The sequence below is a fragment of the Haemophilus influenzae genome, from assembly GCF_003494325.1.
GTDB lineage: Bacteria > Pseudomonadota > Gammaproteobacteria > Enterobacterales > Pasteurellaceae > Haemophilus > Haemophilus influenzae_I.
The window spans coordinates 568,052-592,373 of the sequence record NZ_QQIK01000001.1 but is presented as its reverse complement, the minus strand read 5'-3'; the positions used below and the strand labels follow the sequence as shown (position 1 = coordinate 592,373).

Genomic DNA, 24,322 nt, shown 5'->3' with positions numbered 1-24,322 from the left:
AGTGAGAATAGGCATAAAGCCTATTCTCACATCATCAAGTGTTACTGCAACGCTTTCTCAATTTTTTCAAATAAATTTTTTGAAAGATTTTCTACAATGCTTAGGCGTTCTAAAGCACGTTTCATCAGCGTTTGGCGTTGAGCATCAAAGCGAGAAAATCGAATTAATGGCTCAATTAAACGCGCTGCCACTTGTGGATTACTTTCATTTAAACGGATTAAAACATCCGTTAAGAAACGGTAGCCAGAACCGCTTACGTTGTGAAATGCTTTTAAATTGTGATTTGCAAAGCTACCTACTAATGCACGTAAACGGTTTGGATTATTAAAGTTAAAACTTGGGTGATCCATTAATAACTGAATAATTTCCAACACATTTTCATCTGGGCGAGTGGCTTGTAATGCAAACCATTTATCCATCACTAATCCATCGTGTTGCCATTTTTGTTCAAAATCAGCTAACAACGCATCTCTGCAAGGTAATGATGCTTTAGTTGCAACACTTAATGCAGCCAATGTATCTGTCATATTATTCGCATTATTGTAGTGTTTTTGGACTAGATTATTGCCCAAATTGGTGTAAGCCAAATAAGTTAAGCAAAGATTACGCATTGCACGCAAGGCGATGTCTTGTTGCGTAACTTGATATTCATCGAGACGAATATGGGTATAAACACGCAAGAAATCATCTTTTAAAGTCTCGGCAATTTGAGCTTGCATAAATACTCTTGCGGCTGAAATACCATCAGGATCGATGGTTTTGAAACCCTCGGTAAATTCTATTTCTTTTGGTAAAGTGAGAATTAAGGTTGCTAGTTCAATATCTTTCTCATAATGGTTCAGAACATAAGAAAGTGCGGTCAAAATTTCAGACGAAATTTCTAAAGCCTCGCCTTGTTGGAAACGCACAACATTACGACGTAATTCTTGCGTAAATAACATCTGAGCCGCATCCCAACGGATAAATTGATTATCTGCAAATTTCAGCAAGCCTAATAACTGCTCCGTTTTATAATCATAATCCAGTTTTACTGGCGCGGAGAAATCACATAGCAATGCGGGAACGGGGCGACCGTAAATGCCATGAAACTCAAAGACTTGGTCTTTTTCAGTGACATTTAATACATCACTCAACAACTCGCCATTCTGTTGTAGCATTTGTTTCGTGCCGTTCGCATCATAAAGCGCAATTTTTAATGGAATATGTAAATTCACTTTTTCCATTTGATCAGCAGTTGGAGGTGTGGATTGTGAAACCGTTAAACGATAAGTATGCGTTTTTTCGTCATAAGCATCACTAATCAATAATTCTGGTGTACCCGATTGGCTATACCAACGGCGGAATTGGTTTAAATCGAGGTTATTTGCACGTTCCATCGCAGAAACAAAGTCTTCACAGGTTGCCGCTTTGCCATCGTTTTCAGCAATATAAAGTTGCATGCCTTTTTGAAAGCCTTGCTCCCCTAATAAAGTGTGCAACATACGAATGACTTCCGCCCCTTTTTCATATACTGTCACTGTGTAAAAGTTATTCATTTCAATCACTTTTTCAGGGCGAATTGGGTGCGACATTGGGCTTGCATCTTCGGCAAATTGCACGGTGCGTAAAAATTTCACATTATTAATGCGATTTACTGCACGAGAACCTGTATCTGAAGAAAACTCTTGATCACGAAAAACCGTTAAGCCTTCTTTCAAACTTAATTGGAACCAATCACGGCAAGTCACACGATTGCCTGTCCAGTTATGGAAATATTCGTGTGCAATCACACTTTCAATGGCAAGATAATCCTCATCTGTTGCCGTTTGTGGATTGGCTAATACAAATTTAGAATTAAAAATATTCAACCCTTTGTTTTCCATTGCACCCATATTGAAAAAATCGACAGCAACGATCATATAAATATCTAAGTCATATTCTAAATTAAAGCGATCTTCATCCCATTTCATCGCTTTTTTCAAACTTTCCATTGCCCAAGTTGCACGGTTAAGATTACCGCGATCCACATAAAGCTCTAACGCAACTTCACGGCCACTTTTAGTAATAAATTTATCTTGTAATAAATCAAAATCTCCCGCCACTAAAGCAAATAAATAGCTTGGTTTTGGGAAAGGATCATTCCATTCCACCCAATGGCGACCATCTTCTAATTCGCCACTTGCAATACGATTACCATTAGAAAGTAAGAATGGATATTTGCTTTTGTCCGACGTAATTTTGGTTGTATAACGCGCCAGCACATCAGGACGATCAAGCATATAAGTGATTTGACGGAAACCTTCCGCCTCACATTGCGTACAAATACCCTCGCCAGACTGATACAACCCTTGTAATGAAGTATTTTCAGCTGGCACAAGGAACGTCACAATTTCAAGCTCAAATTCTTCCGCACTTTTGTCTTTTAAATCGAGCGTTAAACTCTCGCCATCTTGTTGATAATCAGAAAATGACTCGCCATTAAATTTAATAGAAGAAAACTGGAAGCTATGCCCGTCTAAACGTAAAGACGTCGCTTCATTATTTAAGCGTTGGAATTTTGTGGTTGCAGTCACCACAGTATTTTTAGGATCAAGTTGAAAATCTAAATAAATGTCTGTGACCGTAAAATCTGGTTGTTTGTAATCTTTTCTATATTTTGCTTTGGCTAACATAATTTGACCTATTCTTATAAAAATTGTGCTTAGGATAAAATTTTATCCTTAAAGTTGCAATGGTATTTTCCTATAAAAAAAGACTGAAGTTTAAACCTTCAGCCTTTATATTCCCACCCTACATTATTATTGATATGACATTGTGAAAGTGGCGGCGGCTTTGACTTTTCCTTCGATTAAGGTGCCTCTTGTTGAGTCTTTTACGTAATAGACTTTGAAAGTTTCTTCAGCATATTGATCTCCACCAGCAGGGGATGGTTGTTTTCGTAATTCAAATTGTCCAGCATTCCCCATTTGAGCAGAATCAGCACCGTATTTTACGGTTTCTGTACCATTTTCTCGTTTGATTCTTAAGCTAACGCCTGTGGCTTGTCCGCTGCCTGTTTGGGTGCGAAGTAAGTCATTTGTTCCATTATTCGTTGTACCATCTTCGTCCGTAAAAGTAACTTTCACTACAGGAAATAACCATTTGCCGTTGGCTTTATTATAAGTGGTATTGTCACAATTTACTCTTAACTGAAATGTCCCACCTTCCATTTCACTTTGTGCCTCCAATTCACGTTTTTTTACCGCTCGTAATTTAACTGGATTTGGGCTCACTGGAGCATTATTCAGAGTACATCGGCGTTGTTGTTTTTTTAGAATAATTTTAGGTGTTTTAAAGAAAATAGATATATCTCCCTTATCCTCAACTACATATTTAACAGAAAAATTGCCTGTTGAGCCACGCCACGTTTCAAGTTTAATTTTGCCTATACTAGTATTCATAGGTTCAATAGTAATATCATTATTTAGCGATGAAAAATCTGTTAATAAATGAAATTTAGCACGTAAATGCAAAGATATTTTATCGCTAGAATTAAAAGGCACCATTAAAACTTTTAGAGAACTAAAATTATTCTTAGCATTAACCCAATCTAGAGAAGTATTCGTTTTTACTCCAATTTGAAAAGAAACGCCTAAATTAGATTCATTATGTAATTTAAAAATCTCCCCTCCATCAGAATTTTTCTTTCCAGTTGGAGTTAAATTAGTAAGATCAGGATGAAATAATAATGGTAATTTCATTGTTGGGCAAGGATTACTAGTACAAGTAATGCCCGCAAAGCTATAACCTAGCTCTACTGCTGATTTCGTATTAATCCAATTATTAAATGGAGCTAATGAATTTGTTGGAGCATTAATTTCAGAAGATTGAATATGTACTGTATCAAGATTATCTCTTGCTTGAGAGAAAACAATATAAGCTGGTTGTAGAGCACTCACATTCAATTGCAAATTGCCATTAAATGTGAAAGTTCTTGTTAGAAGTGGAAAACCACTAGTTGTTCCCTGAGCTGTTTTTATATTTGCCCAAACAGGATTACTTGAAAGAGTAAATAGTAAAGTAGTAACTTTAAATAAAGTTAAGTAATGATTTATATACGATTTCTTATTCATTTTTTCACTGGATAATAAATATTTTAGTTATACTGCACTTCAAAAGTTGCAGTGGCTTCAACGTCGCCTGCGGTGGCTTCACCTGTGGCGTAATAACGAGCAAAGTAGTCAAAACGGGGTTGAATAACTGTGCCGTTTTGCGCTTTACCTGTGTCGGGGGCTTTTTCGCTGTTGGCTTCGGTGCCGTCCACCTTGATAGGCGTGCCTATGCCATCGGCTTTGACAATTTGAATGCCCACGTTGGTGGCTTTGCCGTTGCCTGCCTTATTGGAAAGATAAGATTGCCCTGTTGTGTTGTCTCCCCCTTTAAATAGCAGATTAGCTTTCATAGCATCATCTGCATTGCATTCTTTTAACGTGATGGAAAAAGGCACAGGGGCGGCGGTTTGCCCTGCGTGGCTTAAATTAGCTTTTCCCACTGTTGGCAGGGTAACCGTGCGATTTTGGCTGTCTGTTTCAATTTTACAAGTGCCATCACTTAAAATCTCCCCTTGAAAGGTCACTCTGCCATCGTAAGCATAAGCAGGCAGTGCCACAATGCAATCAAGCAGAGCCACGCAAGCAAGCAGAGCCAGACGATGAAACCTAAAGCATTTTGAGCCACTATAATTTGCTCCACTATAATTTGCTCCACTACAAGTAGCAGTGGATTTTTGATGGAAAAGCGCGGTTAATTTTTTGGGTGTTTTTTGCATAAATCCTCTTCAATTATTTATTTTGCGGTTTTGCATTGAATATCGTGACTTTGTATTTGTGCGTTATCCAAATCAACTTGATATTGGAAACGGCATTGTTCGCTTTCTCGCTCACCCCATTTGACGATTAACTCGCCTTTTGGCTGGGTAAGTTTATTAGCGAAAAGCACACCACCTTGCACCACATCGCCCACAAATGCCCCTTCGCTATCTTGTGCGGTGGATGCCATTGGCACTGGCTCGCCATTTGGCAAAGTGAGGTTAAATAACACCATTGTATTTTTGCCCGTGCGGAAATCTACTAAGCTAATTGAATTTGCACGAGGAATGATTTGGCGTTCAGTGGCTTCAAATTCCACATTCGCCTCCGCATCAGATGGATTGATACCGATATAATTGATTTCATACGGGCTGGTGTAAGGCATAACCGCATTGCCGAAATAATCAAGGCTCACATTGGCACCTGATTCCACTTTTGCTCCTGCGGCATCTTTGGCGTGAATAATGGCAAAACTTTCGCCAACAGGTTGGCTTAAGGTAATACCGTGTTTGTGCGCCACGACAGCACCGCTTGCGCCCAGTGAGATGGAGCGATTTTTGAGGCTATCACGTGAATAAGAAGCACGGTAACTACCAATGCTATTGTTATGCGAAAGATTACCGTCATAACTGCGATAGCCTTGATTATTGCGTGAAGCGTTAATACCATAACTCCATTGATGACGTTCACCAAAAGAGCCATTTACGCCAAGTCGTTGGTTAATATCGTTACCACTGCGAGAATAACTACTATCTGCAGAATGGTTATCGCCTAATGGCAGGCTGAGACTTAAATAAATGCTGTTGTCACGTTTGCCCGTTTCTTTATCAATACTCTGTGAGAGGTTTACAGAGTAATTAAGAATGTGGAAGCTGTTTGAATAGGCAACTTGATATTGCGTATTCGAGCCACGTTTTTCCCAATAATTATAGGTTTGTCCTGAAAGATAGAGATTTCCCCAATTCCCCAGACTTTGGCTTAAACTCACTTGAAACTGATTTTTTGGGCGGTAAATTTCAGGCAAATACGCACCGCTAAATTGTCTGAAAGTGCGGTTAAGACCAATGGTGTCGCTTAAGGTGTAAAAATCCCGTGAAGAATAGCGATAGGCTGCCAACGTGATATTGGTGCCACTTTCATTGAAGTTAATACTATAACTGCCGTGCAAGCTGTAGCCGTTTTTGCTCACATGTTTTAGCGGAAATTCAGCGTGCGACCAAGTGGCATCAGCAGAAAACGCCCCAATCGGCGTATTTAAACCAAAACCAAACAGCCCTGCACGATAATGACGTGTATAAAGCAGGCTTGAATTCAGCGTGAGATGATTAGTTAAACCATATTGCAACACGCCTTGTAACACACGTTCATCAAAGGTGCGGCTGTCAATTCGATAACGTCCGCCAGCTAATTGATAACGCAAATGCCCCACACGCATTAACGGGGCAAGATTAGAAAACGGCACAATAAATGACCGCACTTTACCATCACTTTCTTGGATTTCCACCGTTAAATCGCCGCTATAACCGCTGGCATACAAATCGTTAATCACGAAAGGCCCTGCGGGAACGGTGATTTGATAAATCGTATAGCCATTTTGTTTGATGCTGACTTTGGCGTTTGTGTTTGCCACGCCACGCACCACTGGGGCAAAACCACGTTGTGATGGGGCAAGCATTCTATCATCAGAGGCAATACGCAAACCACGCATACCAAAATTTTCGCCAATGCGGGCAGTGCTGAAAAAATCCCCAACAGTGACATTGCCACGAAGCAGGGCGAAATCTCGTTGTAAATAGGTATCGCCACGTTCGTAATGATTTTTGCCCTTATCAGTAAAACCCGAGCTACTTTGGTTTTCAAAACGGCTAAAACTGCCGCTATGACGCAATGCCCAGTTGCCAAAATTTACGCCACTACGCAAGCCCACATACAAACTTTCGGATTTTACTTCGGGATTACCAGAACGATAATAGTTGATATCGTAATTTGCAAAAGCGGCATTGGTGCCAGTTTGCCAGCGAGATGGCGCAATATAGCCTCTTGGTCGGCGAATAGTGAGAGCTTGAGGGAGCTCAAGTTTCAATTTCATTTCGCCGCTTTGATATTCAAACGTGCCTTTAGGAATAGCATCAGAAGCAAAGACACAAGTGTCATCTTCTGAATTGGGCGATTTCACAATGGCTTCATCCATCAAATCCAGCATTTCTTGAAGTTTAGGCGTAAAGCATAATTCTGCCCGACTGTATCCAACCATTTAAAATGAGAAAAAAAGAGAAATAGGGATTTGGCGGGAAAATTCGGGATTAAGTGGGACGGAAACCGCATGAACAGGGGCTTGAGAGAATCTAGCCCCTTTTTTATATCAAGAAAAAAGAAAAATAATGAAATGGGAAAAATTCTGAGAAAACTCAAATTCAACCGCATAAAGTGAGAAATTAAAAACTAAATTTAAATGCAGTTTAAATTGATTTTAAGCATAGTTCACAAAATTAATTTACCTATCTTGACATTACTTTATAATTCTTTTTATTATCAAGGTATTGTGCAAATTCATAGAAAGGATTTGCTAGGGTTATTTATTTTTAAAAACCTTTAAGCTACTTCACAATTTTCAAGTGGCTCCGAGCTCTCTTTTTGTTCCTTCAATGACATATCTGCTAGAACTTCAGCCGATGAAAGTAACATCGCCTGCCTATCCTTATTACATTGTCGAAACCAACGCACAAGCCGTTTTTCAGCTTGGTCTAGCGTATCAGGTAGGCTATCCAATGTAGGCTCTTCTAATTCCTTTACCTTTGCCTCGAGCGAGCTAATTGCCGCCATAATGCGGTCTATCTCTTTCAACCGCTCACCAACACGCGCTGCTGGCAAAGGTTCTTTTTTGGCTTCGTTTGGCTTAAATCCTAACGCCTGTTGTACAGCTGGTGGCAAAGATGAATAGTGATATTCAAATCCTCCACCCTTTATGCCTTTAGCTTCTCGTTTTATCCAGCCTTCTTGTTTGGCTTTTCTTGTTACATTTGAAGGAAATGGAGATAGATCTCCCAAACCCGCCAAATCCCTCGGTAAATACCATTCTTTTTTTGATTTCATAATTCACCTTATTAAATCAAAATTTGATTTAAAAAATTAATTAAAACAATCTTTATAAATCAAACACTTAAATGAATCTTGTGAGAAACCATTAGAAATTTATCGTATCAATTATTGACTTGATAATGATTTGATAATATAGTACGATATAGTTAAATGATTTACATTGTCGAAGTAGTTTTAAAAACTAATTTTTAAGGATCTCACAGAATGAGTAGAAATAAAAGATCTCAAGACATGAGTAATCACGAAATTCGTGGTGAGTTAATGAAAAAAGGTAAGTCTTTATCTCAGCTAGGAGTTGAAAATGGTTTGGCAAAAACAACTGTTCGTAATGCTTTAGATAAACCATATCCAAAAGGAGAAAGAATTATTGCAGAAGCATTAGGTATGAAACCTTGGGATATCTGGCCTAGTAGATACTTAAATCAAGACTAAGGTGGCTGATATGAAAAATTGGGTTACAGCTAAAGAAATTGCTGGAATAGGTGGATTATCAAAACATCCGACCAATGTAAATAGATTAGCTAGAAAAGAAAAATGGATATTCCGAGAAATTCAAGGTGTACAAGGAGGTGGATACGAATACTCCTTCTCCTCTCTTCCTCTAGAAGTTCAAACAGAATATTTACTCAAGCACAGTGAAGAGCTGAAAGTTAATAAAGAAAATAACGACTCAAATCAGCAAACCATGATTGAAAGCGCATGGAACGTCCTCGCTTCAGCCACCTTTGAGCAAGAAAAACGCGCAGAACGTCGTTTCCAAGCGGTAGTTAAAGTGGCTCGATTAGTGGAAAACAAAATCCCACTAATGAAAGCTTTTGAGCAAGTGGTAGCACTTTATGCAACTGACAGCAATGATGAAACTATCAGCAAAGGTAGTTTAAAACGCTGGTGGTACAAAGTAAAAACACACCCACAAGGCATTTGGCTACCTCTTCTGCTCGACCGAACAGAAAGAGATAACAGCTGTCGTTGGGCAGATATTTCAGACAAAGCATGGGCATTCTTTTGCGCAGACTACCTACGCAAAAGCAAACCAAAATTTAGTGTGTGTTATTACCGTTTAACCTTGGCTGCTGAAGAAAACGACTGGACAATCCCGAGCCTAAGTAGCTTGAAACGTAAATTTTATAACGAATTTACCGAAGCAGAAATCGCATTAGCACGTGGTGGTGAACACGAATTACGTGAACTGACCGCCCCACAAATTCGCACTGTCATGGATTTGGAAGCTTATGAAATCGTCAATGGTGATGGTTATCAACATAACGTGTTTGTAGATTGGTATGAAGATGGACGCCCACCTATCCGTCCTAAAACATGGTTTTGGCAAGATGTGCGTACTCGCCGCATTTTAAGCTACTGCGTAGATGACAGTGAAAACGGTGATCAAATCCGCCAAGCCACCCTAAGAATGATTAAGCAGTACGGCATTCCTAAAACCATTTTAATGGATAACACCCGAGCTGCTTCCGACAAGCAAACCACACAACAACGCAAGCGAGGCAAGCGTCAAACTGCAGGCATAAAAATTGACGGTATGTTTGATCGTTTGGGCATCAAAGTTATCCGCACTTTAGTGTTTAAAGGGCGAGGTAATGGGCGTGCTAAGCCTATTGAGCGAGCGTTCAAACGAGACAGCCTTCCTGCCTATGTAGATGGTGATGCACGCTTAGAAGCTTTTTTTACAGGCTGGTCAGTGACTGAAAAAACCGAAGATTATCAGTTTAAAAAAGGCGTGAATAAAGCCTTGTTTTTAGAAATATTAGAACAAGGCGTACGTCTTTGGAACGACAAAGCAGGAAGAGAAACAGAGTTAGGGCAAGGTATATTTAGTGCAGATCAATTATGGGCGCGTGACTATGCGCAAACTCGCCAAACTTTTGCTACAGAGGAACAACTGAGACAGTTAATGATGTTAGGCGAAAGCACTAAAGTGGACAAACACGGACGCTTTACTCTCAAAGCGGGTTATGTCCTCAACAATCAAAAGAACGTTTACGAAGCCCAAGCCCTTATTGGAGGCAACGTTGGTAGTGTGATTGTGCGTTATGACCCTGATGATTTGCACGGCACCGTTCATATTTATGACCAAAACGGTGTGTATTTATGTAATGGCGAGTGTGTAGAAAAAATTGCCTTCAATAGTGAAGAAGGCGCAAGAGTACAAAAACGCCTCATTAACGAACAACGCCGTATTACTAAGAAAATGGTGGATAACCAAGAGAAACTTAGTGAACACGAAATGGCACAGTATCGCAAACAGTTTGAACAATCTGCAGCCGATTTTGTGGAGCCAGCCGAAAAACAAGCCTTTAGTTGGACACAGTTTGCGGACGGTAACACTGTTAAAACTATCAAACTTGACCACGAGTTAGAAACTGAAACGGAAGAACAAAACACCTTAAGTTTTGAACAGGATCTATTTAACGGATTAAAGCAAGTACAGAAATAACCGCCGAAATTTAGAAGGAAACCATTATGACACTAACCCAACAAATTCAGCAAATTTTAGAGAGAAAAAATATCACTCAACGTGAGCTTTCTCAACAAATAGGAATGTCAGCAGGGGCGTTAAGTGCTTATCTTAAAGGCACTTATGCAGGGAATATTGAGAATATTGAAAATGCCTTAGAAAACTGGTTAAAAAATCAAGATAAAAAGATCCGTTCTTTTATTGAGGCACCTGAATTTATCCAAACACCTACAGCAGAACGTATTTTTAATGCCTTAGAAATGGCACGATTTGCAACCACCATTGTGCCAATTTATGGAGCAAGTGGTGTCGGTAAAACCAAAGCTTGCCAAGAGTTTAAAAAGCAAAACCAGAATGTTTGGATGATTACCATCAGTCCAAGCCGAGCTTCTCTCAATGCTTTTTTATATGAACTTGCCTTAGAACTCGGGTTTAAAGATGCTCCACGCCGAAAAGACCGCCTAAGTCGAATGATTGTGGAAAAACTGACTGGAACACGGGGCATTGTGATTGTAGATGAAAGTGATCACCTCACTTATGACGCTATTGAAGAATTGCGTTATATACAAGAAAAAGCTGAAGTTGGTTTTGCTCTAATTGGCAACGACCGAGTATATACCCGCATGCAAGGGGGAATTAATCCAGCCCACGAACACGCAAGACTTTGGAACAGATTGGGCAATCGTTGTGCCATTAAAGCCAGTGAAAAAGAAGATATTCAATCCGTGGCAGCAGCATGGCAACTGGATACAAAAGATAAAGAGCTAATGAAAGCTCTGTATGATATCGGTACAAAAGCTGGCGGGCTTAGAGCTTTGACACAATATTTACGCCTTGCAGGGATTGCTGCCAAAGGGCAAGGCGTAGCTATTAATTTAGATCTGATTTTACAAGCCAAAATGCATATGCAAGGAGCCATCTAATGAAAAAGTATTTATTAATGATTGTTCTACTTCTCAGTGCTTGTACAGATGTAGAAACCTGCAATTTGCAATGCCAAAAAGAACGTGCAAATGCAGAGTGGAAACAAGAACACGGCGAATTTCAACCCAACCTCACCCCCGAGCAAGAACGCTATATCGTGGAATGGTTGGTAGAACATTACTCAAATGGAACTCAACCTTAATTATAACAGGAGATAAAAACAATGGCTAAGAAAGCAACCCGCATTAAAACCGACACCTTTGCAGTGCGTTATCAAACGCGCGATGAAGTGGAGGTGGCGATTAAAGAGATCGGCGATTTAAACCGCGAATTAGAACGCCTAGCGATTGAACAAAACGACAAATTAGCGGCTATTACCGAAGAATACGCGCCTTTGATGAACGCAATCAAAGAAAAACTCGCACCAAAACAAGATGCGGTGCAAGCATGGTGTGAGAGCCGACGTGATGAACTCACTCAAAACGGCAAAACTAAAACAGGTTCATTTAATACAGGCGAAGTGCAATGGAGACAGCGTCCGCCAAGTGTGGGGATTCGCGGAGCGGAATCAGTGCTTGAAAGTTTGCGCACCCTAGGGCTTGTTCGATTCATTCGCACGAAAGAAGAAGTGAACAAAGAAGCCATGTTAAATGAGCCGGAATTAGCGGCAACGGTGGCGGGCGTCACGATTAAAACAGGCGTGGAAGATTTTGTGATTACACCGTTTGAGCAAGACATCTAAAACCTATTTAAACGCTCTTTAAATCTCCCCTAGTCCCTCTTTACAAAAGATGGGGATGGGATGAAGGGCGTTCATAATAGGCTTTAAACCAATAGGAGAACCTTATGAACAAAAACATCAACAAGTTTGATCACTTTAAATATTACAGTGAACAAGCGGCAAACAGCGAACGCAGAGGCGAACTGCAAGACGCCAAAGCGCAATGGGCGATTGCGGAACTTAACGCACCTAACGCACGCAATCAAGAGTGGTGCAAACACCGCGCCGCGTTTTGTGACCGAGTATTAAGAAAACCGTTTTAAGGGGGGGATTATGGCGAAATATGTAGCGCGTTTTTATTGCTTAGTTGAGGCTGTTGTGGAAGCTGAAAGCAATGAGCAAGTGTTGGAATTGTGTGATTTGAATGTGTGTGATGTGAATAAACTACCGCATACGATTACGGAAATTGATGATGTGGTTGAGGTGGAGGAAGTATGACAATGCAAGCTATGACATCTTATGAAGTCAAAATCCGCATTCTTGATGAAGTGGTTGCAACATTAGAGATGTTAGAAAACGCCAAAGAATTACTCATCAATGACGATTTTTCACAGGCTTCACGTTTATTTCGTCGAGGGGCTAGTGAGTTGAGTTTAAATGAAAGACGGTTGCGATACTTAATGCAAAACAAGTAAAGCCCATTTACAGCCCATTTAAACCCATTTGGAATGGGCTGAATAATGTGTTTTAACAATCAACCAACAAAGGAGCAAATTATGCGTAACACAGATTTTATCACCTTGAAGCAATGCGAAATTTACAGTGCACATTTTCCTACCGATGATGTGATTTCACGTGTTGAAAATATGCGTGGGCATTCCGACAAATATTTTTTACGTTGGGAAACGGTCACTAATCCAATTAACGGCAAAAAAGTAACGAAATTGGGTAATGGCAACCTGTTTTTCTCCGTGCATTTTGAGTGGCTTAATCTTTCCAAAGCCTTGCTAGAGCATCAAATTTGGCAGCTTAAAAAACGCGGAGAAAACGAACTTGGCAATGTAGTGGGAAAGAGTGAAAAAGAGATTGTCTCAAAAGCTAAAGAAACATTATTGGAACAAGATTTGCCGTATTCATCAGAAATCGTGAATTTCTTCTACTGTGCCGAAACGCACCACTTAATTACCAATAGTCGCTCACCACGTGCGCGCATTGCGATTAGCAATATTGTGACGAATATGAGCGTAGTGGAATTTAGAACCTTTGTGGTATCAGAAGAAAAACTCGGTTTAACGGCAAAATTAACCGCACTTTTAACAGAAAACAAGCCTATGTTTAATCACTTACATTTTGCTAACCGCACGACACTTTATCTTGCACAAGGAGAATTTAACGAAACACGTACCTATTTAGATTGTGCCATTCGTAGTGACGACTCGGCAAGTAAAGAACGCGTGATTGAAGCCTTAAAAAATGGCTATCGCGTGCAATCAATCAAACTGTTCAGCTGGAATGAAGAAGGTAAAGATGACATAAGTTTTACACTGACATCTAGCTTAAAAATCAACAAAATCAAGTTTTCTGGTTTTGAGAGAATGAAAAGCACCGTCAGCACCAATAGTTTCGGCAAACACGCAGCAGAATTTGAATCCTATATAGCCCGTCAGTTTGTGGCATTGGACAAGATTGTGAAAGGCATTTTGCTTGGTTTTGTTGAAGGCACAAAACTCGAAGAAAACATTTAAAACCCATTTACAGTCCATTAAATCTCCCCTAGCCCCTCTTTACAAAAGAAGAGGTAAGTTAGATGAAATGGGCTGAATAGTGTGTTTTAACATAAACGAGAAAACATCATGCGATACACTAAAGCAAAATATATTCAACTTATCCATATTGCCAAGCACAAGCTGTCAATTGATGAATCAACTTATCGTTCTTTATTAATGAATTTGACAGGAAAAAGTACGTGTAAACAGATGAAAGTTACAGAGTTAGATAAAGTGTTAAGTGCACTAGAAACGAAAGGTTTTCAAAATAACGCAGCAAGTTTTCACAAAAAAACTCATACTTCAAACTATCACAGTCCAAGTTCAGGAAAAGCCGTAGTCAAACACGATATTGCTTTAAAAATTCGAGCTGTTTGGATTGATATGTCAAAACAAGGCTTTTTACGCGATGGTTCGGAAGAAGCATTAAATCAATTTGTGCGTAATGTGATCAATCCCATATTAAAGCCTGAAAAACTAATGGTGTTGGGTGTAGCTGCATTAGATTACAGACAAGGAACGATTGTATTAGAACGCTTGAAAAAGTGGCGTGAGCGAGAAATAAATAGGAGCTAAATGATGAGTACAAATGCAGATATTTTTGATGAAAAAGCACCTGAAATCTTAGCTGATTTAGCTAAACATATTGAAACTCAATTATTAACGAAAGTAAAAAGCAACGAGCTCAACTCAGAATTAGCCAAACAAATCGGTATTGAAGTCGCAAGCCATATCGCTCAAAGCTGGGGCGGTGAAGTTATTTATATACCACGTAATCTCGTCTTATTGCTTAGTGAGCGCGACCGCAAAATTTTTAATGAATTTAACGGCTCAAATCACCGAGAACTTGCACGAAAATACAACGTTTCTATGCAATGGATTTATCAAATCGTGAAGAAAGTCACGAAAGAAGAAATTGCAAGACGGCAGTTTGATATGTTTAGTGAAAAATAACCTAAAAAATCACCATTAAGTAGTTTTTTAGGTGTAGAATGCGAGAATTTAAACATAAAAGGAGATTATTAAAATGAAAAAATGGCTTGTTATTACGTTAATGATGTTAGGAATCACAGCATGTGGAGAACCTGAAGATCCTAATGCACCAACTCAAGCAGAAAAAGATACCCTAACACTTGCTTTCATCAATAAGATAAAAAAAGACTCTAGTGGTGCAGTTGAGTGTAAAACCAAACAAGTAAATAATCGTTATTATGTTGGATGTGCTTTGATTTCTCTAGATGGTCGTGGTAATACATACATATTCCTTTACAATAAAGACAAAGACCCTGTAAAACGCTTTTATGCTCTTAATGGTACGGCAATGACCATTTATGATAACTATTTCAAGAATGAATCTTTATTGGGAAGTTATAAAGATACTTTTGGCTTACCAATGGAAAAGGATATTGACTTAAGTTTGATTCAAAAATCATTTGAAGAGAAATAGTTTCTTTAAACCACTTTAAAATCAATTTAAACCCCATTTTACTATACTCCAGTTATTAAGAATGACTTGATAATTGGAGTTTTTTTATGGCTATTCATCACATTGTTATCCACTGCTCTGCCACAACCAACGGCAAACCTCTCCGAACAAGCTCACAAAGTGCCGCCGAACGCATCGACGAATGGCATCAAAAACGGGGATTTAAACGCAATCCTACTTATATCAAACGTTTTAACCCGCACCTAAAGCACGTGGGCTACCACTTCATTATTGATACTAACGGCACGGTTGAGACAGGACGTGAAGTGGGGGAAACAGGTGCACACGTTAAAGGTCACAATCAAAATTCTATTGGCATTTGTCTTGTGGGAGGCATCACTGGTATGGGTAAAAATCACGGTGAATATACTCGCAAACAATGGCAAGCCTTGCACAAACTCTTACGCAAGCTAGAAAGCCGATTTCCCAGCTCTCGTATTTGTGGACATCGTGATTTAAGTCCAGATTTAAACGGCGACGGCACCATCACCCCTAACGAATGGCTGAAAGATTGTCCTTGTTTTGATGTTTGGGAATGGCTCGACAGTGAGCAAGTGATTAATGATGAACACTTATTTGAATAAGGAGCATTATGAGTGCATCAATAAAAGTTAAAGTAAGTCGGTCATTAAAAGGTAAATCCTTTCAAAAACTCAGTAATAACGCTAAGCAAAATCAACGATTAAACAGTGGAGTCACAGCCGCTAATGCATTTTATCTGTTATGGGGATATTGATAATGAAAAGAGAAATTCGAGGAATAACATTTTTTTCTTTAGTGTGGGAAATCATGATTTTTGGTGGTTTTATTAAGGAGCCAAAAAATGAAAAAACTGAATGAACTTATTACTAACACAGATGGACGTTTATCAACAACAGGCACAATTCAATTTGGAGGTGCGTTATTGATGGCAATTATTCTAGCGATTTGTGTGTATTTAGACAGATCTTATGTACCAGAGCTATTCATGACATTTGCAATCTTTTGTGGCGGAGGCGTCGCAACAAAAGGCTTTGCAAACGCGATGGAAAGACGACAGGGAGGACGTGAATGAACTTACAAGTGATTGTTGTCTGCACAACATTTTTTATTTTGTTATGTGGTTATGTTTTCTTCAGGTTAAAGCAAGCACAGCGACGAGTTGAAAAGCTGATAGAAGAAAATGCACAACTGCAAACAGAAAAAGCTGTAGCCCAAACACAGATTAAACATCATCAAGTGAGACAAAAAAATGAAGAAAACATTGTTAGCACTAGCCGTGAGCGGATTATTGACAGATTGCACAACCAAAACGATCTCCGTGATTAACCCGAGTTGTAGTGGTTTTAGATTGATTAAGGCAAGCCGTCAAGACTCAACGGAAACCTTACGACAGATACTGGTACATAATCAAACTTATAGGGAAATTTGCCCAATTCAGGGAGAGAAAAAATGACAATCAATGTGGAGTTTTGGCATTTAGTTGGATTACTGATCTCATTTTTAGGGTGCTGTTTTGGGTTTGCGAAGATGCTGGTTGCACAGTTTCAAAATTCACTGAGCGAGCGACATCATAATCAAATGAAAGTGAATGACAAAGTTGAGGACATTGAAAAACAGTTAAATCAGATGCAATCAGCATTACCACTTAACTACGTGCTACGTGATGATTACATCCGAGGACAAGCTATTCTTGAAGCCAAAATGGATGCACTACACAAGACATTAAGCGATTTATACAAAATGGAGAGTACAAGATGATGGAAAAAGCACGACGAGAAGGTATGCGTTGGCAATTATTGAATGTGCTACATAAAGCAATGCCGTATACAACGAGTGAGCAATTTTTACTTGACGTCATTCGTGGTATTTACCCAAACGTAACCGCATTAGAGATTCGCCAACAATTGGAATATTTACAAGACAGAAAGCTCATCAGCATTGATAAGCAACCGCACGGTGTATGGTTTGCCGATATTCATCGCTTAGGTGTGGATATTGTGGAATACACCATTGATTGTCAGGCTGGTATTGCCCGTCCTGAAAAATATTGGGCATAAGGGGGATATATGGCTCCACGTTCTTCTATTGAACAACTGCCAGAAGACGTCCGCCGTTGGCTGGAAAGAGCGTTAACGGAAAATGGCTTTGCAGGTTATGTAGAACTGGAAAAGCTATTGAAAGACAAAGGCTATTCAATCAGTAAGTCGGCGATTCATCGTTATGGTCAGAAAATTGAGGGACGTTTGAAAGCGATTAAAGAAAGTGCAGAAATTGCCAAATTGATCACTGAATCTGTTGATGATGATGGCGATAGTCAATCTGATGCGTTAATGAGACTGGTTCAGACTGATTTGATGAATATCTTAATTGAGTCACGTAATACCGAAGAGTTAAGCGTAAAAGATAAAATTAAGTTATTTGGCAATATCGGTAAAAACATCGCTGCAATGACCTCTGCCAGTGTCAAACTGAAACAATATCAGGCTGAGCATAAAGCTAAACTATTGGCAAAACTTGACGAAATAGCAAAAAACGCCGAGCAAGAAGGCAACGATATGCCAACCCTTGAGCGTGTACGCAAAGGATTATTAGAAACCTATGGGCTTAACAACTAATACCACACCACGAACCGTTCTCTACAACTACCAAAAACGCTGGCTGCAAGATAACAGTCGTTTCAAAGTGGCAATGTTTAGCCGTCAATCTGGCAAAACTTTTACCACTACCCTTGAAATTGTATTGGATTGTATGGCTTGTGAAGCGCGTGGAGAGAAAACCCGCTGGGTGATTTTATCCCGAGGAGAACGCCAAGCCAAAGAAGCCATTAATGAAGGAGTAAAACGTCATTTAGAGGCTGTGGGCATTGCCTGTCAAATTATGGAGGTACCATTTAGTCCGACCATCAATGCTCTTGAAGTGATTTTCCCTAACGGTTCCAAAATTACCGCACTGCCAGCCAATCCTGACACTGCCCGTGGTTTCTCTGCCAATGTGTTTTTAGATGAATTTGCCTTCCATCAAGACAGCCGAGAAATCTGGAAAGCCTTATTCCCCGTCATATCCGCAGATTGGAAATTGCGAGTTGTGAGTACCCCAAACGGCAAAGGGAACAAATTTTATGAACTGATGACCGACCTTAATAATACAGAATGGTCACGTCATACCGTGGATATTTATCAAGCTGTTGCAGACGGCTTACCTCGTAACATTGAACAGCTACGTAAGGGTTTAAATGATGAAGATGCTTGGGCGCAAGAGTTCGAATTGAAATGGCTTGATGAAGCAAGTTCATGGCTCTCTTATGATCTGATTGACGCTGTAGAACATCATCAGGCAGGCATTCCTGAGCTTTACACAGGCAATCCTTGTTTTGTAGGGATGGATATTGCGGTTCGGGGGGATTTAACCGTGATTTGGGTCATTGAATTAGTGGGTGACGTGTACTGGACAAGAGAAGTGATAACGCTCAAACGGGTTGCTTTGAGAGAGCAACTTGCTGAATTAGACCGAGTATTTAATCAATACCACGTCATCACCTGTTATCTCGACCAAACAGGCATGGGCGAAAAAATGGTGGAAGATGCGCAATACAGCCACGGTAAACGCCGAGTACAAGGGGTGTTATTTAATGTCGCCACCAAACTGAATATGGCAACTATTGGTAAAAATGCCTTTGAAGACAGACAAATTCGTATCCCCCAAGGCGACACCGATTTGCGAGAAGATTTACACAAACTCAAAAAGGTGACTGGCTCAAATGGCGTGCCACGCTTTATCGCTGAAAGTGATTCAAAAGGACACGCTGACCGAACTTGGGCGTGCTTTCTTGCCCTCACTGCTGCTAAAGAGGGGGTAATTATGCCAATCAAAGCCCAAAGCCGAAAACCAAGAACAAGCAGAAAAATGACACAAGGATATTAATATGGCGAAGAAATTTGATTTAGTGAAAGAAATAGCGGTGCGTTCTCACGCCATTGATTATTTCAGTATGGGGCAATATCTCCCTAATCCTGACCCCGTTTTAAAGAAAATGGGGCGTGATATTTCTGCTTACCGTGAAGTCTTGTCAGATAGTCACGTGGCAGGTTGTGTCCGACGTCGTAAAGCGGCTATCAAAGGTTTAGAGTGGCGAATCACCCCAACAGGTAATGACAAAACCGACGAAATCCTGAACACACTTTTTGAGCGTCTTCCCCTACCTCAAATTATTACTGAAATGTTAGATGCCGCTTTGTTTGGTTATCAAGTGCTCGAAGTGATGTGGGAAAACCAAAATGGTTTGTGGTTACCAGCAGAAGTCATTGGTAAGCCACAAGAATGGTTTGTCTTTGATGAGCAGAATCAACTGATGTTACGAGATAAAGAGAACCGTAACGGCAAACTTGTTCCTGAGAAAAAGTTTTTGCTGACGACCCAAGAAGCCAATTATACCAATCCTTACGGAAAATCCGATCTCGCTTTGTGCTTTTGGGCTGCAACCTTTAAACGAGGTGGCTTTAAATTTTGGCTAGAATTTACCGAAAAATACGGTTCGCCTTGGTTGGTCGGCAAACATCCTCGCCAAGCACAAACACACGAAATCGAAGATTTGTTAGATAGCCTCGAACAAATGATTGGTACTGCTGTTGCTGCAATCCCTGATGATAGCTCCATTTCAATGCTAGAAAGCGCAAGCAAAGGTGGCTCTTCACAGGTCTTTGATGAATTTTTAAAGTATTGTAAGTCTGAAATTGCCATTGCTTTACTCGGGCAAAATCAAACCACCGAACAAGAAAGCAATCGTGCGTCAGCTACCGCTGGGCTTGAAGTAACAAAAGAAATCCGCAATGAGGATGTTACCCTCGTTGAAAGCGGTTTTAATCAGTTATTGAATTGGATTTGTGAGCTCAATTTTAATATGGAAACCTTGCCTAAATTTGAACTTTACGAACAAGAAAGCATTGATAAAGTTCAAGTAGAACGTGACCAAATTTTATCGCAAATGGGGGTGAAATTTACCGCTCAATATCTTCACCGCACCTATGGTTTTGAAGATGGTGATATTGAATTAACCGTCAATAACACGCCAAAAACCGCAGAGTTTAATGAGCCAACATTGCCATCGAATATCACAGATGGAATCGTTGAACAGTTAGAGGTAGAGGGTGAAACTTATATTGAAGATTGGATGCAAACCATTAAAGATAGATTGAGTCAAGCTGAGAGTTTGGAAGATTTTCGCAACCAGCTTGACAGTCTCATTCCTGAGTTAAATTTTGCTGAATACGGTGAGTTAATGGCTTGGGCAAGTACTACAGCATTTTTAGCAGGTCGCCAATCTGTTGTGGAAGAAAAATAAATGAGCAAGTTTACATTTCAAGAGCAATCTCGTTACTTTGAGAAAAAACTCAATTTAAAAACCAATAGTTATTTAGATGTATTGGGTGAAGAGCACGACTATTTTTTCGTTGTTGCGGGCGCAAATCGTAATGAAGTTATCAACGCATTTCGTGAGGCAGTAGATCAAGCGATTCATCATGGGGAAACATTAGAAAGTTTCCGTCAGCGATTTGATGAGATTGTCGAAAAAACGGGTTGGGATTATAACGGAGGAAGAAATTGGCGAACACGTATTATTTACGATACAAATGTTTATGGTGCATATAACCTAGGGCGTTTACAGCAACATTTAGATTTAGCAGATGTCATGCCCTACTGGGAATATCAACATAATGATAACAGTCACCCCAGACCAGAACACGTTGCCTTGGATGGGACAATTCGTCCAGCGACAGATCCATTTTGGAAATACTATTACCCGATCAAAGCATATGGTTGTCATTGCACAGTCATTGCCCATGATGAGCATGATTTAAAAGCAATGGGGAAACAAGTTAGTCCTCCCGTTGAGATTGAATATGAAGATAAATTAGTCGGTGTTCGTTCAGGCTCTCCGCGTTTAGTAACACTCCCCAAAGGCTATGATGTTGGATTTGCACCTTATAATTTTGATGATTTGAGCTCAAGCAGAAATGTTGAGATTGATAGCATTTTGTTTCAAAAACTTACAACAGCAGAACCTCGCTTTGCCAGTTTATTAATTCAAGATGTGATGAAAAATACGGCAACGGTTGCGTTATTAAATCACTCAATGAAAGAAATGGTAGAAACGGTATCTAATGAAAAAATCGCAAGAGGAAAAATGAAGTACGTAGGGGTTATTCATGACGAAGTGATTGATAAGCTAACTGCAATGGATAAAGCCCCTCAAACTGCTGTGATAGCAGTGCGTGATGAAGATGTATTACACGCCTTGCGTGATACTAAGCAAGCCAAAGGCATTAACCTGCCGATTGAGTTTTGGGAGCAGTTGCCAGAGAAGTTGAGAAATCCTAAGGCAATTTTGTTTCAACCTAAAGAAAGTTTTAATGATAAAAATGCTAAAGATACCTTGCTTTTTATCTATGACACAGATCACGGCAAAGTGGCAGTCAAAATGGATTATGAAGTTAAATTGAGAGATCAGCTTACTAGCAAAAAATTTAAAGCTAATTTAAATGTGGTTAAAACAGCAAGCGTGATTGATGAAGATTTAAAGAAATTACAACAGTTTGAAGTGTTATGGGGAGAGCTTTAAGGGAACGCTAAAATATCGGGTGGGACTCGAACCCACAAACATATCCAAACCAACTTACTTGAACCGTTCCCGTAGTTCTTATAAGTCTTAAGGTTTGACCACTTAGCCACCTTGTTAAAGCCCCTACGATACCTTAGCTTCCGTAACTATACGCCCAACTTATTTTTTAATCAATAGGAGAATAAAATGACTGAACTTGAAGAAAGAAAAAAAGCCCTAGAATTACTACCACAATTCCAAGGCTTAACAATCAACGAAATTATTTCTGTCTTACATTGGCTTCAAGCTTATGTGCAAGATTACCAACGTTTTGACATTAGTAATGAGCTTGTATCTCATCAAGAAGAGATAGAATCTTCTCACGATTCCGTTTAATTTCAATGATAGCTTCACGATAGCAATCACTGGTGGTCCTTGTTCCTTGAGCAAGTTTTTCAGCTTTGATTGCTTTTGCCAAGGTTGCTACTTGAGCAACGAAGATATTTCTTAAAAGGTTGTCTTCGTAATTTGACATAAAATTTCCTTAAATAAAGCGTGGCAACATTACCACGCTTGCATTTTAGAGTGGAATAACGCCATGATCAAAATCACCCTCAACGACACCCAAGCGCTCGCAAAACTGCACAGCATTGCCCAACAACTACAGCACCCACGCAAACTCTACGGCTTATTGGGCGAAACCTTGAAGAAAATTCACGCCGACCGATTTAAAGCTGAAGTTGCGCCCGATGGTAAAAAATGGCAACCCCTTTCCTCTATTACACGGAAAATAAAAGGAAACGATCAGATTCTAAAACAAGGTGGTTATTTATCACAAAAGACAGCATACAATTATGATGATAATCGTCTTGAATTTGGTTCCGATGCAAAATATGCCAGATTGCACCAGTTCGGCGGCGTAATTAGACCGAAGAAAGGCAAGCGGTTAAAATTTGGAAAAGGGAGTAATACCGTTTATGCTAAACAATCTAAAATTCCTGCGCGTCCATGGTTAGGTGTAAATGCTCAAGACGAACAAAAACTTCTGAAAAAAGCCACCGCACTTTTACAACGCCAAATTAACCAAAATTTGAAATAAACCCTAAAAATCAAAATAACGCCACAAATTCGCACTGTGGCGTTTAAATCTAAAAATAATACGATTTATCGTCTCAAAAAATTTAAATCGAATTTAAGCGATTTGAACCGCATTTAAAGCACTTTAAGTTTTTATATAAAACTTAACGCTCTCTTAATAATGTTTTCCTCATCAAATCTTTAAAGCACTTTAAAATTCTTTTCACGTTCCTCTTGGCATAATGTTTCTATAACGGAGGCATTATGAATCTCATTGAAATTTTCAAAGCTGGCACTCGTAAAGATGCTAATGGCAAAGAAGTCACATTGACTATCGAAGACTTACAACAAGCAGTACAAAGTTATAACGTGGAGTTTCACGAGGCTCCCGCTGTTATCGGTCATCCACAACATAATCATCCAGCTTATGCGTGGGTCAAACGCCTAGAGCTTGATGGCGATATTCTCAAGGCAGAGTTTGACCAAATCGACCCTGAATTTGCCGAGATGGTAGATAAAGGACGATTTAAAAAAGTATCTGCTTCGTTTTACCTTGCAAACAGTCAAGCTAATCCTAAACAAGGCTCGCTTTATTTACGTCACGTCGGTTTTTTAGGGGCAATGCCGCCTGCTGTCAAAGGATTGCGTAACCCTGAATTTGCTGAAGATGAAGAAGGTGTGGTGGATTTTTCTGACTGGACAGAAGCCACACTGTGGCGACGTTTGCGTGACTGGTTTATTGGTAAGCACGGACAGGAGGAGGCGGATAAAGTTTTACCCGATTATTTAGTGGGTAGTGTACAAGAAGAAGCCGTACGCAACTCGCTACAACCGCAAAAAGCGGAATCTCCGATTTTTAATGAACCCACTCAACAACAAGGAGAACCTGAAATGAGTGCAGAAGAAAAAGCTGAGCTTGAGCGTCTGAAAGCTGAAAACCAACAGCTAAAAGACGAAAAAGCCCAAGCTGAAGCCCAAAAAGCTGAAGCGCAATTAAATCAAACGAAAGTTGAAAACGCTGATTTTGCAGAAAGTCTAGTTAGCGTAGGGAAACTTGCTCCTGTGTCAAAAGAAAAAGCCATTGAGTTGCTGAACTGTGCTGCTGTGCAATCAGCTGGTGGCGTAGTTGAATTTGGCGAAGGGGAAAACATCCTGACTGCAATTAAAGCATTTTTAGAAGCGCAACCTCAAATTATTCAATTTGGTGAAGTGGCAACGAAAGATAATGCCACAACAACTGAAGATAATACGGTTGAATATGCGGAAGGCACAAGCGCAGAGGCTATTGATATGGACAAGCGTGTACGTGCTTATATGAAAGAACACAATGTGTCTTATGTCACCGCATTCAATGCAATTCATTCATAAATCAA

The 24,322-nt window shown here is 39.8% G+C and carries 29 protein-coding genes; 24 read left to right on the top strand and 5 right to left on the bottom strand.

The window, feature by feature from the left end:
* Positions 1–41 precede the first annotated feature (41 nt).
* The 5 genes from pepN to DV356_RS03035 form a co-directional block, all read right to left on the bottom strand.
* Positions 42–2,651: an aminopeptidase N gene (gene pepN, locus DV356_RS03055; protein ID WP_118806488.1), complete on the bottom strand. Its 2,610-nt coding sequence runs from the start codon at positions 2,649–2,651 to the stop codon at positions 42–44.
* 126 nt (positions 2,652–2,777) lie between these two features.
* Positions 2,778–4,091 (bottom strand): fimbrial protein, encoded by a 1,314-nt coding sequence (locus tag DV356_RS03050; RefSeq protein WP_118806487.1) that lies wholly within the window; start codon positions 4,089–4,091, stop codon positions 2,778–2,780.
* A 23-nt stretch (positions 4,092–4,114) separates the two neighbouring features.
* The gene (locus DV356_RS03045) at positions 4,115–4,786 is read right to left on the bottom strand and encodes a fimbrial protein (RefSeq protein WP_116945185.1); all 672 of its coding nucleotides are present in this window, start codon (positions 4,784–4,786) and stop codon (positions 4,115–4,117) included.
* 17 nt (positions 4,787–4,803) lie between these two features.
* On the bottom strand, positions 4,804–7,080 hold the full coding sequence (locus tag DV356_RS03040; RefSeq protein WP_239994841.1) for a fimbria/pilus outer membrane usher protein: 2,277 nt from the start codon (positions 7,078–7,080) through the stop codon (positions 4,804–4,806).
* A gap of 338 nt (positions 7,081–7,418) precedes the next feature.
* Positions 7,419–7,919: a DNA-binding protein gene (locus tag DV356_RS03035; RefSeq protein WP_005657715.1), complete on the bottom strand. Its 501-nt coding sequence runs from the start codon at positions 7,917–7,919 to the stop codon at positions 7,419–7,421.
* A gap of 210 nt (positions 7,920–8,129) precedes the next feature.
* On the opposite strand from DV356_RS03035, the gene DV356_RS03030 reads away from it, so the two are divergent.
* The 24 genes from DV356_RS03030 to DV356_RS02920 all read left to right on the top strand — a co-directional run bounded on the left by DV356_RS03030 (position 8,130) and on the right by DV356_RS02920 (position 24,317).
* A complete protein-coding gene (locus tag DV356_RS03030; RefSeq protein ID WP_005660793.1) occupies positions 8,130–8,357 on the top strand; it encodes a helix-turn-helix domain-containing protein in 228 nt (75 codons plus the stop codon).
* A 10-nt stretch (positions 8,358–8,367) separates the two neighbouring features.
* Positions 8,368–10,377, top strand: coding sequence for a transposase domain-containing protein (locus DV356_RS03025; protein WP_042602918.1), 2,010 nt, complete (start codon positions 8,368–8,370; stop codon positions 10,375–10,377).
* A gap of 26 nt (positions 10,378–10,403) precedes the next feature.
* On the top strand, positions 10,404–11,321 hold the full coding sequence (locus tag DV356_RS03020; protein ID WP_005657710.1) for an AAA family ATPase: 918 nt from the start codon (positions 10,404–10,406) through the stop codon (positions 11,319–11,321).
* Positions 11,321–11,524, top strand: coding sequence for a hypothetical protein (locus DV356_RS03015; RefSeq protein WP_042602920.1), 204 nt, complete (start codon positions 11,321–11,323; stop codon positions 11,522–11,524). The genes DV356_RS03020 and DV356_RS03015 overlap by 1 nt, the downstream gene beginning before the upstream one ends.
* Before the next feature lie 21 nt (positions 11,525–11,545).
* Complete coding sequence (locus DV356_RS03010; protein ID WP_005660799.1) at positions 11,546–12,064, top strand: host-nuclease inhibitor Gam family protein; 519 nt, start codon at positions 11,546–11,548, stop codon at positions 12,062–12,064.
* A gap of 104 nt (positions 12,065–12,168) precedes the next feature.
* Complete coding sequence (locus DV356_RS03005) at positions 12,169–12,366, top strand: ANR family transcriptional regulator (RefSeq protein WP_005660802.1); 198 nt, start codon at positions 12,169–12,171, stop codon at positions 12,364–12,366.
* 10 nt (positions 12,367–12,376) lie between these two features.
* A complete protein-coding gene (locus tag DV356_RS09820) occupies positions 12,377–12,541 on the top strand; it encodes a hypothetical protein (protein WP_006996622.1) in 165 nt (54 codons plus the stop codon).
* Complete coding sequence (locus DV356_RS03000) at positions 12,538–12,738, top strand: hypothetical protein (protein WP_005658932.1); 201 nt, start codon at positions 12,538–12,540, stop codon at positions 12,736–12,738. The genes DV356_RS09820 and DV356_RS03000 overlap by 4 nt, the downstream gene beginning before the upstream one ends.
* Positions 12,739–12,819: 81 nt before the next feature.
* Complete coding sequence (locus DV356_RS02995) at positions 12,820–13,788, top strand: hypothetical protein (RefSeq protein WP_005658930.1); 969 nt, start codon at positions 12,820–12,822, stop codon at positions 13,786–13,788.
* A 108-nt stretch (positions 13,789–13,896) separates the two neighbouring features.
* The gene (locus DV356_RS02990) at positions 13,897–14,385 is read left to right on the top strand and encodes a gp16 family protein (protein WP_005658929.1); all 489 of its coding nucleotides are present in this window, start codon (positions 13,897–13,899) and stop codon (positions 14,383–14,385) included.
* 3 nt (positions 14,386–14,388) lie between these two features.
* Positions 14,389–14,763, top strand: coding sequence for a Mor transcription activator family protein (locus DV356_RS02985; protein ID WP_118806499.1), 375 nt, complete (start codon positions 14,389–14,391; stop codon positions 14,761–14,763).
* Between the two features lie 73 nt (positions 14,764–14,836).
* Positions 14,837–15,256, top strand: coding sequence for a hypothetical protein (locus DV356_RS02980; RefSeq protein WP_005658925.1), 420 nt, complete (start codon positions 14,837–14,839; stop codon positions 15,254–15,256).
* A gap of 86 nt (positions 15,257–15,342) precedes the next feature.
* Positions 15,343–15,879 carry an N-acetylmuramoyl-L-alanine amidase gene (locus tag DV356_RS02975; protein ID WP_013525661.1) on the top strand — a complete coding sequence of 179 codons (537 nt, stop codon included), beginning with the start codon at positions 15,343–15,345 and terminating at the stop codon, positions 15,877–15,879.
* A 239-nt stretch (positions 15,880–16,118) separates the two neighbouring features.
* Positions 16,119–16,349, top strand: a complete 231-nt coding sequence (locus DV356_RS02970; RefSeq protein WP_005658916.1) for a DUF2644 domain-containing protein — start codon at positions 16,119–16,121, stop codon at positions 16,347–16,349.
* The gene (locus DV356_RS02965) at positions 16,346–16,603 is read left to right on the top strand and encodes a DUF2681 domain-containing protein (protein ID WP_005658913.1); all 258 of its coding nucleotides are present in this window, start codon (positions 16,346–16,348) and stop codon (positions 16,601–16,603) included. The genes DV356_RS02970 and DV356_RS02965 overlap by 4 nt, the downstream gene beginning before the upstream one ends.
* A gap of 123 nt (positions 16,604–16,726) precedes the next feature.
* Entirely contained in the window at positions 16,727–17,035 is a 309-nt protein-coding gene (locus tag DV356_RS02960) for a hypothetical protein (protein ID WP_005658911.1), read from the top strand.
* Positions 17,032–17,334, top strand: coding sequence for a hypothetical protein (locus tag DV356_RS02955; RefSeq protein WP_005658909.1), 303 nt, complete (start codon positions 17,032–17,034; stop codon positions 17,332–17,334). Before DV356_RS02960 ends, DV356_RS02955 begins: the two co-directional genes overlap by 4 nt.
* Positions 17,335–17,343: 9 nt before the next feature.
* Positions 17,344–17,892: a DUF3486 family protein gene (locus DV356_RS02950; RefSeq protein ID WP_042602925.1), complete on the top strand. Its 549-nt coding sequence runs from the start codon at positions 17,344–17,346 to the stop codon at positions 17,890–17,892.
* Positions 17,876–19,198 carry a terminase large subunit domain-containing protein gene (locus DV356_RS02945; RefSeq protein ID WP_005658905.1) on the top strand — a complete coding sequence of 441 codons (1,323 nt, stop codon included), beginning with the start codon at positions 17,876–17,878 and terminating at the stop codon, positions 19,196–19,198. Before DV356_RS02950 ends, DV356_RS02945 begins: the two co-directional genes overlap by 17 nt.
* A 1-nt stretch (position 19,199) precedes the next feature.
* A complete protein-coding gene (locus tag DV356_RS02940) occupies positions 19,200–20,615 on the top strand; it encodes a DUF935 domain-containing protein (protein WP_005661597.1) in 1,416 nt (471 codons plus the stop codon).
* A complete protein-coding gene (locus DV356_RS02935; RefSeq protein WP_005658901.1) occupies positions 20,616–21,893 on the top strand; it encodes a phage minor head protein in 1,278 nt (425 codons plus the stop codon). It begins immediately after the preceding gene.
* Positions 21,894–22,079: 186 nt separating this feature from the next.
* Entirely contained in the window at positions 22,080–22,268 is a 189-nt protein-coding gene (locus DV356_RS02930) for a hypothetical protein (RefSeq protein WP_005658899.1), read from the top strand.
* Positions 22,269–22,470: 202 nt separating this feature from the next.
* Positions 22,471–22,971, top strand: a complete 501-nt coding sequence (locus tag DV356_RS02925; RefSeq protein ID WP_005661604.1) for a phage virion morphogenesis protein — start codon at positions 22,471–22,473, stop codon at positions 22,969–22,971.
* A gap of 242 nt (positions 22,972–23,213) precedes the next feature.
* Positions 23,214–24,317 carry a hypothetical protein gene (locus DV356_RS02920; RefSeq protein ID WP_042602928.1) on the top strand — a complete coding sequence of 368 codons (1,104 nt, stop codon included), beginning with the start codon at positions 23,214–23,216 and terminating at the stop codon, positions 24,315–24,317.
* The last annotated feature ends 5 nt before the right edge of the window (positions 24,318–24,322 follow it).